Genomic DNA, 15,326 nt, shown 5'->3' on the forward strand with positions numbered 1-15,326 from the left:
CGGATGGCAGACGGATCGAAGGAGACCGGCAGGCGACGGCTGGGGCGGCCGTTCGCCTGGCTGTGGTCGGCCTACACGATCAGCACCCTGGGAACCTACTTCGCCTTCAACGCCTTCTCGCTGATCCTCATCAGGGTGCTGCACTCCGGCCCGGCGCAGGTCGCGGCACTGTCGGCGTCCGGCGCGGCGGTCGGGGCGCTGGTGGCGGTGCCGCTGGGGCCGTGGGTGGAGTTCCGGCGCAAGCGGCCGGTGATGATGGCCATGGACCTGCTGCGGTTCGGGGCGATGCTGACGATCCCGGTCGCATACGGCTTCGGGGTGCTCAGTTTCGCGCAACTGCTGGCGGTGTCGGTGGTGGTCGGGGCGGCGGACATCACGTTCACGGCGGCCAGCGGCGCCTATCTGAGGTCGCTGCTTCCGCGCGAGGACCTGCTGGCGGCCAACGGCCGGTTCGAGTCGGCGCAGTGGTCCTCGATCGTAATCGGGCCGCCGCTGGGCGGGGCGGTGTTCGCGCTGCTGGGGCCGGTGGCCACGGTGGTGGCGGACGCGGTGAGCTATCTGCTGTCGGCGCTGGGGATCCGCGCGATCGGGGCGGACCGGGAAGTGGTCGGGACCCGCGACCGCTCCAGCGGGCTGCGCATGGCCGACCTCGCCACGGGCTGGCGCCACATCTTCGGCAACCCGGCCCTGCGCCCCCTGTTCCTGAACAGCGCCATGGTCAACGCGCTGATCATGGCCGGCGAACCGCTGCTCAACGTCCTGATGCTCGGCCGTCTCGGCTTCGCGCCGTGGGAGTACGGCCTGGCCTTCGCCGTCCCCTGTCTCGGCGGCCTGCTGGGCTCCCGCCTGGCCCCGCGCCTGGTCGCCCGGTACGGCCGCGCCGCCGTCCTGCGCACCGCCGGCACGCTGCGCGCCGTCTGGCCGCTGGGCCTGCCCTTGGTGGGCCCGGGACTGCCCGGGCTGCTCCTGGTGATCGTGGTGGAGCTGGGCCTGATCACCACCATCAGCGTCTACAACCCGGTCCTGGCGACCCACCGCCTGGAGCAGGCCGGCCCCGACAACGTCACGCGGATCCTGTCCGCCTGGTCGATCACCAGCAAGGCGAGCATCGCGGCGGCCACCGCGCTGTGGGGCCTGATCGCCGCGGCCACCAGCCCGCGCTTCGGCCTCGGCCTGGCCGGGGCGCTGCTGCTGGCCTCGCCGCTGCTGCTGCCGCGTGGCGCGCGGGCCGAGGCGCTGGCAGCGACAAGCTGATCAGCGAAAAGGCCCGGTGCCGGCCGCTCACAGCGACCGGCACCGGGCCCTCGAACCGCGAACCGCGAACCTACGCCGGCACCACGTTCACCAGCTTCGGCGCCCGCACGATGACCGTCCGCACGCCGCGCCCCTCCAGCGCCCGCTGCACGCCCTCGGAGGCCAGCGCCAGCTCGCGCAGCGCGTCCTGGTCGATGCCCGGGGGCACCTCCAGGCGGTCCTTCACCTTGCCCGCGACCTGCACCACGCACGTCACGGTCTCGTCCACCAGGTACGCGGGGTCCGCGACCGGGTAGGCGGCGCGCGCCACGGGGCCGTCGTGGCCCAGGCGGGACCACAGCTCCTCGGCGATGTGCGGGGCGAACGGCGCGGTCAGCACCACCAGGGCCTCGGCCGCCGAGCGCGGGACCGCGGACAGCCGGGTCAGGTGGTTGTTCAGCTCGATCAGCTTGCTGATCGCGGTGTTGAAGCGCATGCCCTCCATGTCGGCGCGGGCGCCGTCGATGGTCTTGTTCAGGGCGCGCAGCGTGGCCTCGTCGGGCTCGGCGTCGACGACGGTGACCTCGCCGTTCTCCTCGTCGATCACGTTGCGCCACAGCCGCTGCAGGAAGCGGAAGCTGCCGATCGAGGCGCGGGTGTCCCAGGGCTTGGACATGTCCAGCGGGCCCATCGACATCTCGTAGATGCGCAGGGTGTCGGCGCTGTACTCGTCGATCATGTCGTCCGGCGAGATGACGTTCTTCAGCGACTTGCCGATCTTGCCGAAGTGCTGGGTCACCTCCTCGCCCTCGTAGACGAACCGGCCGTCGACGTCCTCGACCCGGGAGGCCTCGACGTAGACCCCGCGGGCGTCGGTGTAGGAGGCGCCCTGGATCATGCCCTGGTTGTACAGCTTGCGGAACGGCTCGGCGCTGGTGACCTGGCCCAGGTCGAACAGCACCTTGTGCCAGAAGCGCGCGTACAGCAGGTGCAGCACCGCGTGCTCGGCGCCGCCGACGTACAGGTCCACGCCGCCGGTGTCCTCGGGGTCCTGCGGGCCCATCCAGTACTTCTCGGCCGCGGCGTCCACGAACCGGTCGTCGTCGCCCGGCGACAGGTAGCGCAGGTAGTACCAGCACGAGCCGGCCCACTGCGGCATGGTGTTGGTCTCGCGGTGGTACTGACGCGGGCCGTCGCCCAGGTCGAGGGTGACGTTCACCCACTCGGCGGCGCGGGCCAGCGGCGGCTCGGGGGCGCTGGTGACGTCGCCGGCCTCGAAGGTCTTCGGCGAGAAGTCGTCGACCTCCGGCAGCTCCAGCGGCAGCATCGACTCCGGCAGCGCGCGCGCGATCCCGGCCTCCGGGCCGTCGGCCGCGTACACGATCGGGAACGGCTCGCCCCAGTAGCGCTGGCGCGAGAACAGCCAGTCGCGCAGCCGGTAGGTGACGGTGCCCTCGCCGATGCCCTTGGCGGTCAGCCACTCGGAGATGGCGCGGATCGCGGCCGGGACCGGCAGCCCCTCCAGCGACACCTCGTCGTTAGCCGAGTTGGTAATCTGCGCCGTCTTGGAGTCGTAGGCCTCGGTCCAGTCCTCGACGTTCTCCGACCAGTCGGCCGGCGGCGCCACCACGATCCGCATCGGCAGGTCGAAGGCCCGCGCGAACTCGAAGTCGCGCTGGTCGTGCGCGGGCACCGCCATGATGGCGCCGGTGCCGTAGCCCATCAGCACGTAGTCGGCGATGAACACCGGCACGCCCTCGCCGTTCACCGGGTTCACCGCGAAGGTGCCGGTGAACACGCCGGTCTTCTGCCGGCCCTCGGTCTGCCGCTCGACCTCGGTCTTGGCCGCGGCCTGCGCGCGGTAGGCGGCGACGGCCTCGGCCGGGGTGGCGTGCCCGCCGGTCCACTGCTCGCGGGTGCCGGCCGGCCACTCCTTGGCCACGAAGGAGTCCACCAGTTCGTGCTCCGGCGCCAGCACCATGTAGGTGGCGCCGAACAGCGTGTCGGGCCGGGTCGTGAAGATCTCGATGGTCTTCTCGGAGCCGTCCACCGCGGTGACCGGGAAGTGCACGCGCGCGCCCTCGGACCGCCCGATCCAGTTGCGCTGCTGCAGCTTGATCGGCTCGGGCCAGTCCAGCCGGTCCAGGTCGGCCAGCAGCCGGTCGCCGTACTTGGTGATGCGCATCATCCACTGGCGCAGGTTGCGCTTGAACACCGGGAAGTTGCCGCGCTCGGAGCGGCCGTCCGCGGTGACCTCCTCGTTGGACAGCACGGTGCCCAGGCCGGGGCACCAGTTCACCGGGGCCTCGGCGATGTAGGCCAGGCGGTACGAGTCGATGATCGTCGCCTGCTCCTGCGCGGACAGGTCCTGCCAGGCGCGGTTGTCCGGGGTGCGGCGGGCGCCGGAGGCGAACTGCCCGATCAGCATGCTGATCGGGCGGGCCTTGTCGGCCTGGTCGTCGTACCAGGAGTTGAAGATCTGCAGGAAGATCCACTGCGTCCACTTGTAGAAGGACACGTCGATGGTCGACACCCCGCGCCGGGTGTCGTGGCCGAAGCCGATGCGGTGGATCTGCTCCTTGTAGCGCGCGATGTTGCGCTCGGTGCTGACCCGCGGGTGGATGCCGTGCTCGACCGCGTACTGCTCGGCGGCCAGGCCGAAGGCGTCGAAGCCGATCGTGTGCAGCACCTGGTGGCCGGTCATCATCTTGTACCGGCCCAGCACGTCGGTGGCGATGTAGCCCAGCGGGTGGCCGACGTGCAGGCCGGCGCCGGAGGGATACGGGAACATGTCCAGGATGTAGGCCTTGGGCTCCATGGTGTCCGCCGGACAGTCGGGAACCTCGAAGGTGTGGTGCGCGGCCCAGTATTCCTGCCACTTGGGCTCGATCTCGGCCGCCACAGCAGCCGTGTACCGGAACTTCGGGTCGTCGCTCGCAGGCTTGGGCTGTGTGGTCTGCTCGCTCATCGTCGTCTCAGTCCTCAAGATACGTCTGGTCAGAATCAGATATGGGCTGGAAATGAAAAAGCCCCTCGCGCATGGAGGGGAGCCGCGCTGACCGGAGCCTTGGGCGGCCCCGTCCTGTTTCAGCGCGGCGAACTAAGAAGCAGCGTCACAGCCCGCATGCCTCAAGGGTACCAGCGACGTCCCGGCGATATCGGCCCTACCTGCGGACCAGTCCCAGGACCAGCAGGATCTGCGCAAGGTGGTACGTGACGATGATCGGCACGTCCAGCTCCCAGTCCTTACGGACGAACCGGGTCCAGCCGATCATCGCGTCCGACACGGCGAACAGCAGCGCGCCGGGGATGATGCGCATGTCGCCGGTCCACCAGGCCGCGACCACCATCAGCGAGATGACACTGACGTAGGCCAGCACCGGCACTCCCAGCGCGGGATCCTCCTCGGCGGCCGCGCGCTGGACTCGCAGCCCCACGGTCGCGAACAGCGCGCCGGCCAGGACCAGGCCGGTGATGACGAAGGAGATCGCGTAGCCGCCGTGCGCGTGCAGTTGGACGAAGGCGGCGATGTACGCGACGTGCGCGAGCAGGAAGGCGCCCAGGCCGGCCACGAAGTCGCGGTCCGCCGACGGCGAGTCCTCCGGCAGCATCAGGAAGACGTCGCCGATCAGGCTCAGCACCAGGGCCGCGGCCATCGTGGCCACGATGGAGGCCTTGGCGTCGTGCCCGTCCGCGATGGCCAGGGCCGCGGCGATCAGCAAGACCATGGTCAACGGCTTAGCGGCGTACTCCGCACGGCGCGCGCCCACCGAGGCCGGGTCCATGGCGCGCCGCGACACGGCGGTCCAGTCGGCGAGGGCGATCACGAGGGTGAGCAGCGTCAGCGTGAGGGGCACAGCGGAAAGCTACTACTCAGTAGCTTCGCTGTCAGCAGTGCTGCCCGCGAAGCCTCTCCTTGTATATATGTACGACGCTCAAACGTTCAGTCTTCGCGGGGCTGTTCCGGGTGCGGTTCATCAGGCGACGCGGGCAACTCGACCTGGGCCGGCGCGGCCACCGGAGCCGCCGCCAACTCCGGCTCGCGCCGGATCCGCAGGAACCGCGGAGTCGGGAAGGCCAGGAACCCCTCTGCCCGCCCCGCCGCGATGGCGATCCGCGCCAGGTCGCGAGCCTTGGGGAAGCACAGGTACCGCGGCTCCCACACCGGCCGGTACTTCATGTTCGCCCGGTACAGCGACTCCAGCTGCCACCAGCGCGAGAACACCGACAGCACCACCCGGGCCAGCCGCAGGAACGGCCCGGCCCCGATGCGCCCGGCGCGCTCGAAGATGCTGCGGAACATGGCGAAGTTCAGCGAGACGCGCTCCACGCCGTGCTTCGGGCCGGCCTTGATCAGGTCGATGACCATGAACTCCACCAGGCCGTTCTCGGTGCCGCGCGCGCGCCGCATCAGGTCCAGCGAGAGCCCCTTGGTCCCCCACGGCACGAAGGACAACAGCGCGCGCAGCGCCCCGTCGCCGTCCAGGCACTCGACCATCACGCACTGGCCGTCCGCCGGATCGCCGAGCCGGCCCAGCGCCATCGAGAAGCCGCGCTCGACGCTGCCGTCGCGCCAGTCGTCGGCCCGGCGCATCAGGGCGGCCATCTCGTCGGAGGGGATCTCGGCGTGCCGGCGGATCCGGGTGCGGTAGCCGGCGCGCTCGACCCGGTTGTAGGCCTGCCGGACCACGCGCATCGCGCGGCCCTCGAGCGTGAACTCGTCGACCTCGACCACCGCCTCGTCGCCGAGCTCGATGGCGTCCAGGCCGAACCGGGCCAGGACCTTGCCGCCCTCCTCCGAGGACCCCATGACGGCCGGGACCCACGCGTGCTCCCGGGCCTCGGCCAGCCACGCCTCGATCGCCCCGGGCCAGGCCTCGATGTCGCCGATCGGATCGCCGGAGGCCAGCGACACCCCGCCGACCGGCCGGTAGGCGATCGCCGCCTTGCCCGACGGCGACCACTTCACCGCCTTGTCCCGGCGCAGGTTGAAGTAGCCCAGCGAGTCCTGGTCGCCGAACTTGTCCAGCAGGGTGCGCAGCCGGTCGTCGTCCTCGGGCTGGTGCCGCACGGTGCCGCGGCGCGGCTGGAACAGGGCCCAGGCCACCGCCAGGATCATCACACTGCCGATCAGGTTGACCGTGACGTCCACCCAGTGCGGCACCTCGACGGCGGTGTTGTACCACCAGATGCCGGTCCCGGCCATGCCCGCCTTGAGCGTGTAGAGCGCTTGATCGCCCAGGTCGGTGGCGGGGTTGGCGTCGTTCCAGGCCACCAGGGTGACGCCCAGCACCGTCGAGAGCGCCAGCGAGACGGCGAGCACCACCAGGGCCAGCCGGAAGTTCGCGGCGTCGAAGACGGCGTAGAACTCCTTGCGGGCCCAGATCACCAGGCCGATGAACAGCGCCTGGATCACGAACGCCACGATCAGCGGCGCCAGCGGCTGCAGGTCGGCCGAGGTGACGGTGTAGAGCAGCGCGCTGATCGCCAGCCAGCCCAGCGGGCCGACGAACAGCCCCAGCACCATCAGCAGCCACCAGGCGATCCGCTTGCGCCGGCGCACCGCCGCGCCGAGCATCAGCATCAGGACCCCGAAGCCGATCGAGGGCACGCCGAGCAGGAAGCCCAGGCTGAACAGGAGGTAGTCCGGCAGCCGGTCGATGCGCTCGTTGGTGCGCGGCGAGAGCGCCGACAGGATCGAGGCCAGCGCCACGATCCGGCAGTACCAGACCAGCAGCATGGGGATCCGGGCGCGGAAGCGCTGCGCGCGGCCCGCAGTCGCGGTCTCCGTCATCCGAACCCTTACCTCCGGCTGTGTATGGTTTCGAAGCTGATAGCGGTCCAATCTACTCAACGCCCGGGTTCATCCCGGAGTGCCCTGAGCGGAGCGTGGCGGGTCGGGCCTTTCGGGCACCGGCTCCTGGGACTACTGGTACTCTCCGGGTCACCGCGGGTGGGGCGGTTACCAATGCGATCACTGGCGGACGATGTTGGGGGCAGACCCGATGGAGCAACAGCCCGGACGGCGGCAGCCTGGACGGCAAGGTCAGGGACGCCCCGGCGGGAACCGGTCGCAGCGGCCCGAGGACTACGTCGAGGACGACCCGACGATGGTGCGGCCGTTCGTGAAGGCCGGGCCCGGCGGCGCCGACTCCGGCGCCGAGTCCGGCGCCGGACGGCGCGGGCGTCAGGGTGCTGACGGCGGGGCACCCGGCGGGCGGCCCCGGCAGGGCGCGGCCGGCGGCGGGCAGGGGCGGCAGAACGGGCGGCAGCAGCAGCCGAACGGACGCGGCGCGGACGGCGGCCGGACGGCCCAGAACGGGCGCGGCCGGGCCAACGGAGCGGGCCAGGGCGCCGGCGTCCCCGGTCCCCGACCCCCGCACGACGCCGACCCGCACCAGGTCCCGGGCCTGCTCTCGACGCCGATGCCGCCGCCGCGCGCCGTGGCCCGGCACACCCCGCCGCAGCAGCCGGAACCGGCCCCGGCGCTGAGCGACCTGACCACGACGATGCCGATCCTGGCCGTGCCCGCCGACGACGGCTACGACGGCTATGAGGGTTACGAAGGCGATGGCCACCCGGACCACGACAACGCGCCACCCGGCGAGCACGGGCACTTCCACGACGACGGCGACTTCGGCCGGCACCGCGGTACCGGCCGTCCGCCGCGCGCGCTGAAGATCGGCGCGCTCTTAGCCGGCGTGGCGGTCGTCGGGGTGGCCGCGTACAGCGTGCTCGGGAGCGGATCGAGCTCGCCGGCGGCGGGACCGGCAGCCGCCGGGTCGACCACCACGACCGGGGCGTCCGGGGACCCGGGCACGCCGTCGGACAGCAGCGCCCCCGCCGCGCCGGCGCCGACCGGCACGGCCTCGGACGCCAGCTCGTCCTCGGCCACCACGCCCTCGCCGTCGCACACCACGAAGACGTCGGCGTCGAAGACCTCGTCGTCCTCGCACCCGTCGACGCCGAGCAGCTCGTCGATGGCGTCGCGGCCGAGCAGCGCGCCGTCGACCACGGCCACCACCTCGGTTTCGGCGGCGCCGCCGCCGCCGAGCACGCCGTCGCCGACGTTCACGAGCCTGGGACCGGGCTCCCCCAACGGCCCAGCGATCTCGCAATTGCAACAAAACCTCAAGAATTGGCAGAAAAGCACTTGGGGTTGGTCGAATGTGAAGGTGAGCGGCGCCTGGGACCAGGCCACCACCAACGCGGTCGAGGCCTTCCAGGACAACAATCCCGGCACCAGCCCGCCCGACCCCTACGGCACTTACGGCCCGGCGACCGACAAGGCGTTGCAGCAGGCCGTGGGCTGATAGCCGGATTCGGGCCCCGGGACGAACATCAGAGTGATAGCGTCGGTGATCGCCCGAAGTCGCGCCACGCCACGAAGGACGTTACGGAGGCAGAGATGTCCGCACCGCAGCAGCCTTTGGAGCCCGACTTACCCGGGATACCAGTGCGGTCGCAGCGCGCAGCGGACAGGCTCCGCCACGAGCCCGCGACCGGCACCGAATCCCCGCGAGAGCAGACCGAAGCCGGCGCCACCCGGCCCCGGCCCGCGAACGGAGGAGTTCAGCGTGGCTGAGACGAACGGAGGCCGCCGACCGGCCCCGAGACAGACGCGCGCCGTGCCCGGCCGAGACCGGGGCACGAGCGCGCCGCACACCGAGGCCAACCTGCCGATGACGCAGCCGCGCGTGCCGGATCCGTCCTGGCTGCCCGGTGCGGGACAGGGACTTGGGCAGGGACCGGGACCCCGCTCGGGATCGGGACCGGCTGCCGGGTACGGACAGCAGCCGGCTGGTCGCGGGCAGCAGGCGGGGATGGGGCAGGGTGCGCAGCATCCGTCGTTCCAGCCGCGACCGAGTGCCGCGCCGCAGCAAGCCGCCGCCGGACAGCATCCCTCGTTCCAGCCGCGACCAGCTCAGCCGCACCCTTCCTTCCAGCCTCGGCCTAATGCGCCGCAGTCCGGAGCGCCGGGTGCCGCACCGCAGCAGCCCGCCGCAGCGCAGCATCCCTCGTTCCAGCCGCGACCGGCTCAGCCGCATCCTTCGTTCCAGCCTCGGCCGGCCCAGCCGCAGCCCACAGCGCCCACCGGCCAGCATCCGTCCTTCCAGCCTCGCCCGGCTCAGCCGCAGCCCGCGACGCCGACCGGCCAGCAGCACCCGTCCTTCCAGGCACGCCCGGCTGCTCCTGCCGCTCCGTCTTTTCCGGCTTCTCCGGCCACTCCCGCCGGCCAGAGCGCTCTCCCCCAGCGCCAGTCCACGACCCCCGCTGCCCAGCGTGCCGAGGGCCTGACCCGCGACCTGCGTGCCCCGGCTCCGTCCCGGCGTCCGGAGCCCGAGTGGTTCCGGGCCGCCGAGGAGCGCCGAATAGCCGGCTCCGACTCCCGGCTGCCGGAGCGCCGCACCGAGGTCACGCGCTTGTCCGAGCGGGCGACCGGCCGGGATCTGATCCAGCGTCCGGCCGATGAGACCGCGGTGATGCCGGCCTCGTCGGGGCCCGGGTCCGGGTCTGGGTTCTTCGGCGGCGGCGATGACGACGACCTGCCCCCGTTCGACCGCGGCGGCAACTCCGGCGGCCGGCACAGGGGCCCGCGGCGTCCCGCCTTCCGGGCCGCCGTGCCGATCGCCGCGGTGCTCGCGGCCGGCGGCGGCGCGCTCGGGCTGGTGCACGCGGTGTCCTCCGGGGCCCCCGGCTCCGCGGTGGACATGTCCTCGGGGAGCAACGGGTCGACGATCACCACCGATCTGAGCAATGCCCCCTCCGACGGCTCCACCGGGGCCAACCCCGGTGCCAGCTCCGATCCGGCGACCTCGCCGCTGGACGCGACCACCTCCGGCGGCGGCACGCTCACCGGGCTCAACCCCGGCCAGCAGACCAGCGCCCCCGGCTCGCGCAGCACGGCGCCCAGCACGTCGACCACAGCCGGCGGCACCTCCTCCGCGCCCGGCACCCCGCTCACCTCCGCGCCCGGACTGCCGTCGAACAGCCCGGTCTCGAGCACCCAGCCGGGCACCCCGGCCACCAGCCCGGTCTCCAGCGCACCCAGCACCCCGGGCGGCCCGACCAGCACGTCGACGGACCCCAGCACCCCGGCCCCGCCGACCTCGTCGCTGCCGAACACCCCGGTCTCGAGCACCCCCGGCACCCCGGGCACGCCGACCACTCCGACGCCGACCACCCCGACGACGCCGACCCCCACCACCCCCGCGCCCACGCCCAGCTCCTCGGCCCCCAGCACCCCGGACCCGAGCACGCCGCAGATCTCCCCCAGCGCGGGCACCCTGCAGGCCGGCGACACCGGCCCGAACGTCTCCGTCCTGCAGACCCTCCTGGACCGCCTCGGCACCCCCACCTGGGTCCCGGTGACCGGGGTCTACGACACCCGCACCACCGAAGCCGTCGCCTACGTCCAGAACATGCTCAACATCACCACCGACCCGCGCGGCGTCTGCGGCCCGACCACCGCCGCGGCGATCAACACGCTGGCCGCTCACTGAGGCCGACGCGGACGCCGACGCCGAAAGGTCGCGCCGGGACCGGGAAACTCCCGGCGCGACCATAAATCAGGGCACGATGAGCGGGCCTTGGCCGGCCGCACCCTGGCGAGCAGGTTCAGCCAACCGGGCTTTGCCACGCATTCAAGGCCGCGCCAGCCCCAGCCGAGCACGCCCCGCCGATCAAGCATCACCAGTCAAGCCCCGGCGAGCCCCGGCGAGCAAGCCGGGCCGGGCACAAGCCGCCGACCTGGCCTTGCCGATCGCGCCGCCCCCGCCCCGGGCCCAATCAGCTCTCAGCAATCCGGCCCATAAAGCCGGTAGTACCGTTCCACCAACCCGCTCTCGGTGATCGACGCATCCGTCCGCCCCACATCCCGCCCGGCCGGGAACCCGTGCCCGGGCCGCGCCAGCGTGCACGCGCCCCAGGCCAGCACCGCCATCGTCAAGTCCGACTGCCGGGCCGGCGCCCGGTCGCCGCGCGGCGTGCACACCCGCAGCCCGTCGGCCAGTACCGTGACCGGTCCGTTCGGCAGCGTGTAGCAGACGCCCACGCGTGCCACCTCGTCGATCCGCTCGGCGCGCTCGGCCAGGCCCGGCAGGTCGATCTCGGTGCCGCGTCCCGACACGCTCGCGACGAAACAGTCCCCCGGCAGGAAGTCCAGGTCTTCGCCGCCGAGGCCGGTGCGGCCGGTCGCGGACACGATCAGTGCAGGGCGGTGGCCATCGAGCAGCGCCCCGAGGTCCGGTGCGGTCAGGAATCCGGCCTCGTGCGCCGCCACCAGCTTGCGCCACTCCGTGTCGTACACCGCGACCCGCATCCGCTGGCCGCGCAGCACCGCCGCCACCTGTGCGCCGACCGTGCCGTAGCCGATGACCAGCGCGGGCGCTCCGTCGAAGGATTCCCCCGGCAGCAGGTCGCGGATCGAGCGCACCGCGGACTCGGCGATCCAGTGCGCCTCGATGCCGCGCTTCACCGCGCTGCGGGCCGCGCTGAACACCGGCAAGGGCACCGGTGCCGGGCGATCGCCGTCAGCGTCGCCATCGCCGTCGCCGTCAGTGTCTTCGCACTCTCCGATACCCGGCAACGACTGCTCGACCAGCCCCTGGAAGCGGGGCAGCAGGTCCGGCGCGAGCTTCGTCAGCGCCGCCAGCACCTGCCCGCCGTCGCCGATCACCACGCTCGGTTCGGCGACCCTCGCCGCGTGCAGCCGCACCGCGATCTCCGCATCCGACGCCGGCAGCACCGCGATGCCGAGCGCGGCCAGGTGCGCCTCCACCCGCTGCCGGAGTTTGTACGGGTAGTCCTTCTTCAGGACCGTCATCGCCTCCGGCCGCGCGCCGAGCGCGATCAGCGTCTGGGCCTGCACCACCAGGTCCGACAGCAGGTGCCCGACCAGCACCACCCCGCAGCGGCCGAGCGGCTTGTCCGGGACCTGTTCCGGCAGTCCGGCCAGCAGCGGCAGCTGCTTGGCGAAGGCCTCGGTCTCGAAGGCGGTGAACGGTACGCCTTCCAGACAGCCCAGGGCCCGCGCCGCGTCCGCTTCGCTGAGGTCCGCACAGTTCAGCAACGTCGCGGACAGCACCAGCTGCGCGTTGCCCCGATCGCGGGGACGGCACGCCGGGGCGATGGCGATCAGCATGCTGCCATGCCCGCCATCCCTGCCGTCTCCGCCGGACCCGCCGGACCCGCCGGACCCGCTGGCCCCGCCATCCCCGCCATCCCCGCCGGCCCCCAGCGGGACCAGCCAAGCCCCCGGCCCGAGCCGGTGCCGCCGCGCCGCGGCCGGGAACGCCGCCTCGATCCGGTCCAGCACCTCGGCCAGCACCAGGCGGCCCTGTTCGGCGGTGCCCTGGAGCTCGGTGATCGCGGTCGCGGGTCCCCGGTGGTGCGTGTCCATCACAGCCCACGTATACCAGGTTGCTGAGGAATGACCGTTTCGCCACGCGCTCGTCCACGACTAGTCATGCATACGACGAAGCCCTGGCAGACGGCTGTGCGTCGCGTCACACAGCGGACCGCTGTCAGGAACGTGGACACAGCCGTCCCATTCCGTGAGCGAGAATGAGGAGATGACCACCGGCACGACTGACGACCTCACCCCCGCGCAACGTGCGGCCGCGGTCCGGCGCCTGGAGAAGGCGATCGGCTCGCTGGCCGGGGTGGCCATCCAGCGGATGGAAGAGCGCCTGGCCTGGTACCGGGCCATGCCGCCGGACAACCGCTCCTGGATCGGCCTGGTCGTGCAGGCCGGTATCGCGGCCTTCGTCGAGTGGTTCCGCAACCCGCAGGACCGCACCGCGATCAGTGCCGACGTCTTCGGCACCGCCCCGCGCGAGCTGACCCGCTCGGTGACGCTGCGCCAGACCGTCGAGCTGGTCCGCACCACCATAGAGGTGGTCGAGGAGGGCATCGGCCAGATCGCGCAGGGTCCGGCGGAGCAGGCGGCGCTGCGCGAGGGCATGCTGCGCTACTCCCGCGAGATCGCCTTCGCCGCCGCGCAGGTCTACGCGCAGGCCGCGGAGCTGCGCGGGGCGTGGGACGCGCGGCTGGAGGCGCTGGTCGTGGACGAGCTGATGCGCGGCGACGTGCTGGACGACACGGTGCGCTCCCGGGCCGCCGCGCTGGGCTGGGACAGCGCCTCGGGCCTGGTGGTCGTGGTCGGCACCACCCCGAAGCCGCTGGACAACCGGGAGAACGTCCGGCAGCACACCGCGCTGGTCGCCGACGCCGTGCACCGCGCCGCGCGCCGGGCCCGGCTGACCGTGCTCACCGGCGTGCAGTCGGACCGGCTGGTGGTGATCATCGGCGGCGCCGAGGATCCGCTGACCGCGACCCGCGCGCTGGCCAACGAGTTCGGGCCGGGACCGCTGGTGATCGGCCCCGTTGTCGAAGACCTCCTGTCGGCGGGCATTTCCGCCCAAGCCGCCCTGTCCGCGGTGCGGGCCGCCGGCGCCTGGCCGGACGCCCCGCGCCCGGTGCTGGCCGCCGAACTGCTGCCCGAGCGCGCCCTGGCCGGCGACGAGGCGGCGAAGGCCCAACTGGTCACCGAGGTCTACCGGCCTTTGGAGTCCGCGGGCGCGGCTCTGCTGGAAACCGTCTCGGCCTATCTGGAACAGGCCGCTTCCCTGGAGAGCGCCGCCCGGATGCTGTTCGTTCATCCCAACACGGTGCGGTACCGGCTGAAAAGGGTGAGCGAACTCACAGGGCTCAACCCCGCGCAGCCGCGCGCGGCGTTCACCCTCCATATGGCGCTGGCCTTGGGAAGGCTGGCGGGGCCCGCGAACCCTTTGTAGGAAACCTCCAAGATCCAGACCAAGATCTTCGTCCGCCCCGCTAAAGGCAATCTCGAGGTTGACGAACGAGAGTGAATGACGTGCTAGTTCTCGTCGCGCCGGGCCAGGGTGCCCAGTCCCCCGGATTCCTCACCCCGTGGCTCGAAGTCCCGGGTTTCGCCGACCGGCTGACCTGGTGGTCCGCCGTGTCCGGCCTGGACCTGGTGCACTACGGCACCGAGGCCGACGCCGACACCATCAAGGACACCGCGGTCGCGCAGCCGCTGCTGGTCGCCGCGGGCATCGCCTCGGCGCTGGCGCTGTTCCCGCACCCGGCCGACGCCTTCAAGATGGTCGGCGCGGCCGGCGGCCACTCGGTCGGCGAGATCACCGCGGCCGCCGGCAGCGGCGTGATCAGCGCCGAGGCCGCCATGGTCTTCGTCCGCGAGCGCGGCCGGCTGATGGCCCAGGCCGCCGCCGTCACCCCGACCGGCATGACCGCCGTGCTCGGCGGCGAGCGCGACGAGGTGCTGGCCAAGATCGCCGAGCACCACCTGATCCCGGCCAACAACAACGGCGCCGGGCAGATCGTGGCCGCCGGCACGCTGGAGGACCTGGCCCGGTTCCAGGACGACGCCCCGGCCGGAGGCCGCCTGCGGCCGCTGAGCGTCGCCGGCGCCTTCCACACCCAGCACATGGGCTCGGCCGTCGAGCAGCTCTCCACGCTGGCCAGGGGCATCACCACCCGCGACCCGCGCACCCGCCTGGTGTCCAACGCCGACGGCGCGGTCGTGCACGACGGCCGCGAGGTGCTGCGCCGCCTGGTCGCGCAGGTGTCGAACCCGGTGCGCTGGGACCTGTGCATGGATACCTTCGGCGAACTCGGGGTAACCGGAATCCTCGAGGTGCCGCCGGCCGGAACCCTGACGGGCCTGGCCAAGCGTGCCCTCAAGGGCGTGGAGACCTTCGCCTTGAAGACGCCGGACGACCTGGACGCCGCGCGCGAGTTCGTCGCCAAGCACGCCGAGCCCGCCGAGGCCAACGAACTGGACGCCGCCCCGACCTGGCGCCTGGTGATCGCTCCGCACGGCGGGACGGTGCGCCGCGGCGCGGTCCAGGCCGGAGACAAGCTCGCGCCGGACACCGCCGTGGCGACCGTGGTCGCGCGCGGTGCCGAGCACGAGATCACGGTGCGGCACGAGGGCCAGGTCCTCGAGTGGCTCGTGGAGGACGGGGATCCGGTCGCGCCGGGGCAGCCGCTCCTGCGCGTCCATCCGACAGGCTCGCTCGCTTAGGGCCCGTCCCAGGCCAGTCCCG

Annotated in this window: 9 protein-coding genes; 5 read left to right on the forward strand and 4 right to left on the reverse strand. The window is 72.5% G+C overall.

The annotated features are described in order from the left end of the window. The first annotated feature begins 3 nt into the window (after positions 1-3). Complete coding sequence (locus ABH926_RS37495) at positions 4-1,254, forward strand: MFS transporter (RefSeq protein ID WP_370370712.1); 1,251 nt, start codon at positions 4-6, stop codon at positions 1,252-1,254. 70 nt (positions 1,255-1,324) lie between these two features. Here ABH926_RS37495 and leuS read toward each other — a convergent pair whose 3' ends face one another. The 3 genes from leuS to ABH926_RS37510 form a co-directional block, all read right to left on the reverse strand. Beyond that, the gene (leuS, locus tag ABH926_RS37500) at positions 1,325-4,201 is read right to left on the reverse strand and encodes a leucine--tRNA ligase (RefSeq protein ID WP_370370713.1); all 2,877 of its coding nucleotides are present in this window, start codon (positions 4,199-4,201) and stop codon (positions 1,325-1,327) included. A gap of 196 nt (positions 4,202-4,397) precedes the next feature. Continuing rightward, positions 4,398-5,090 (reverse strand): lysoplasmalogenase, encoded by a 693-nt coding sequence (locus tag ABH926_RS37505; protein WP_370370714.1) that lies wholly within the window; start codon positions 5,088-5,090, stop codon positions 4,398-4,400. 86 nt (positions 5,091-5,176) lie between these two features. Continuing rightward, positions 5,177-7,027 carry a phosphatidylglycerol lysyltransferase domain-containing protein gene (locus ABH926_RS37510; RefSeq protein WP_370370715.1) on the reverse strand — a complete coding sequence of 617 codons (1,851 nt, stop codon included), beginning with the start codon at positions 7,025-7,027 and terminating at the stop codon, positions 5,177-5,179. A gap of 211 nt (positions 7,028-7,238) precedes the next feature. Between ABH926_RS37510 and ABH926_RS37515 the strand changes: the two genes are divergently transcribed. Next, on the forward strand, positions 7,239-8,546 hold the full coding sequence (locus tag ABH926_RS37515; protein ID WP_370370716.1) for a peptidoglycan-binding protein: 1,308 nt from the start codon (positions 7,239-7,241) through the stop codon (positions 8,544-8,546). A 264-nt stretch (positions 8,547-8,810) separates the two neighbouring features. After that, positions 8,811-10,736, forward strand: coding sequence for a peptidoglycan-binding protein (locus ABH926_RS37520; RefSeq protein WP_370370717.1), 1,926 nt, complete (start codon positions 8,811-8,813; stop codon positions 10,734-10,736). A 293-nt stretch (positions 10,737-11,029) separates the two neighbouring features. Here ABH926_RS37520 and ABH926_RS37525 read toward each other — a convergent pair whose 3' ends face one another. Beyond that, positions 11,030-12,634: a hypothetical protein gene (locus ABH926_RS37525; RefSeq protein ID WP_370370718.1), complete on the reverse strand. Its 1,605-nt coding sequence runs from the start codon at positions 12,632-12,634 to the stop codon at positions 11,030-11,032. 172 nt (positions 12,635-12,806) lie between these two features. Between ABH926_RS37525 and ABH926_RS37530 the strand changes: the two genes are divergently transcribed. After that, a complete protein-coding gene (locus ABH926_RS37530; protein WP_370370719.1) occupies positions 12,807-14,030 on the forward strand; it encodes a PucR family transcriptional regulator in 1,224 nt (407 codons plus the stop codon). Between the two features lie 80 nt (positions 14,031-14,110). Then, on the forward strand, positions 14,111-15,304 hold the full coding sequence (locus tag ABH926_RS37535; protein WP_370370720.1) for an acyltransferase domain-containing protein: 1,194 nt from the start codon (positions 14,111-14,113) through the stop codon (positions 15,302-15,304). The last annotated feature ends 22 nt before the right edge of the window (positions 15,305-15,326 follow it).

Origin of the sequence: Catenulispora sp. GP43 (assembly GCF_041260665.1) — a bacterium.
GTDB lineage: Bacteria > Actinomycetota > Actinomycetes > Streptomycetales > Catenulisporaceae > Catenulispora.

What these genes read in the sequence shown, in the direction of transcription:
- leuS (WP_370370713.1), bottom strand. Translation starts at nt 4,201, where the DNA reads ATGAGCGAGCAGACCACACAGCCCAAGCCTGCGAGCGACGACCCGAAG.
- ABH926_RS37510 (WP_370370715.1), bottom strand. Translation starts at nt 7,027, where the DNA reads ATGACGGAGACCGCGACTGCGGGCCGCGCGCAGCGCTTCCGCGCCCGG.
- ABH926_RS37525 (WP_370370718.1), bottom strand. Translation starts at nt 12,634, where the DNA reads ATGGACACGCACCACCGGGGACCCGCGACCGCGATCACCGAGCTCCAG.
- ABH926_RS37530 (WP_370370719.1), top strand. Translation starts at nt 12,807, where the DNA reads ATGACCACCGGCACGACTGACGACCTCACCCCCGCGCAACGTGCGGCC.
- ABH926_RS37495 (WP_370370712.1), top strand. Translation starts at nt 4, where the DNA reads ATGGCAGACGGATCGAAGGAGACCGGCAGGCGACGGCTGGGGCGGCCG.
- ABH926_RS37515 (WP_370370716.1), top strand. Translation starts at nt 7,239, where the DNA reads ATGGAGCAACAGCCCGGACGGCGGCAGCCTGGACGGCAAGGTCAGGGA.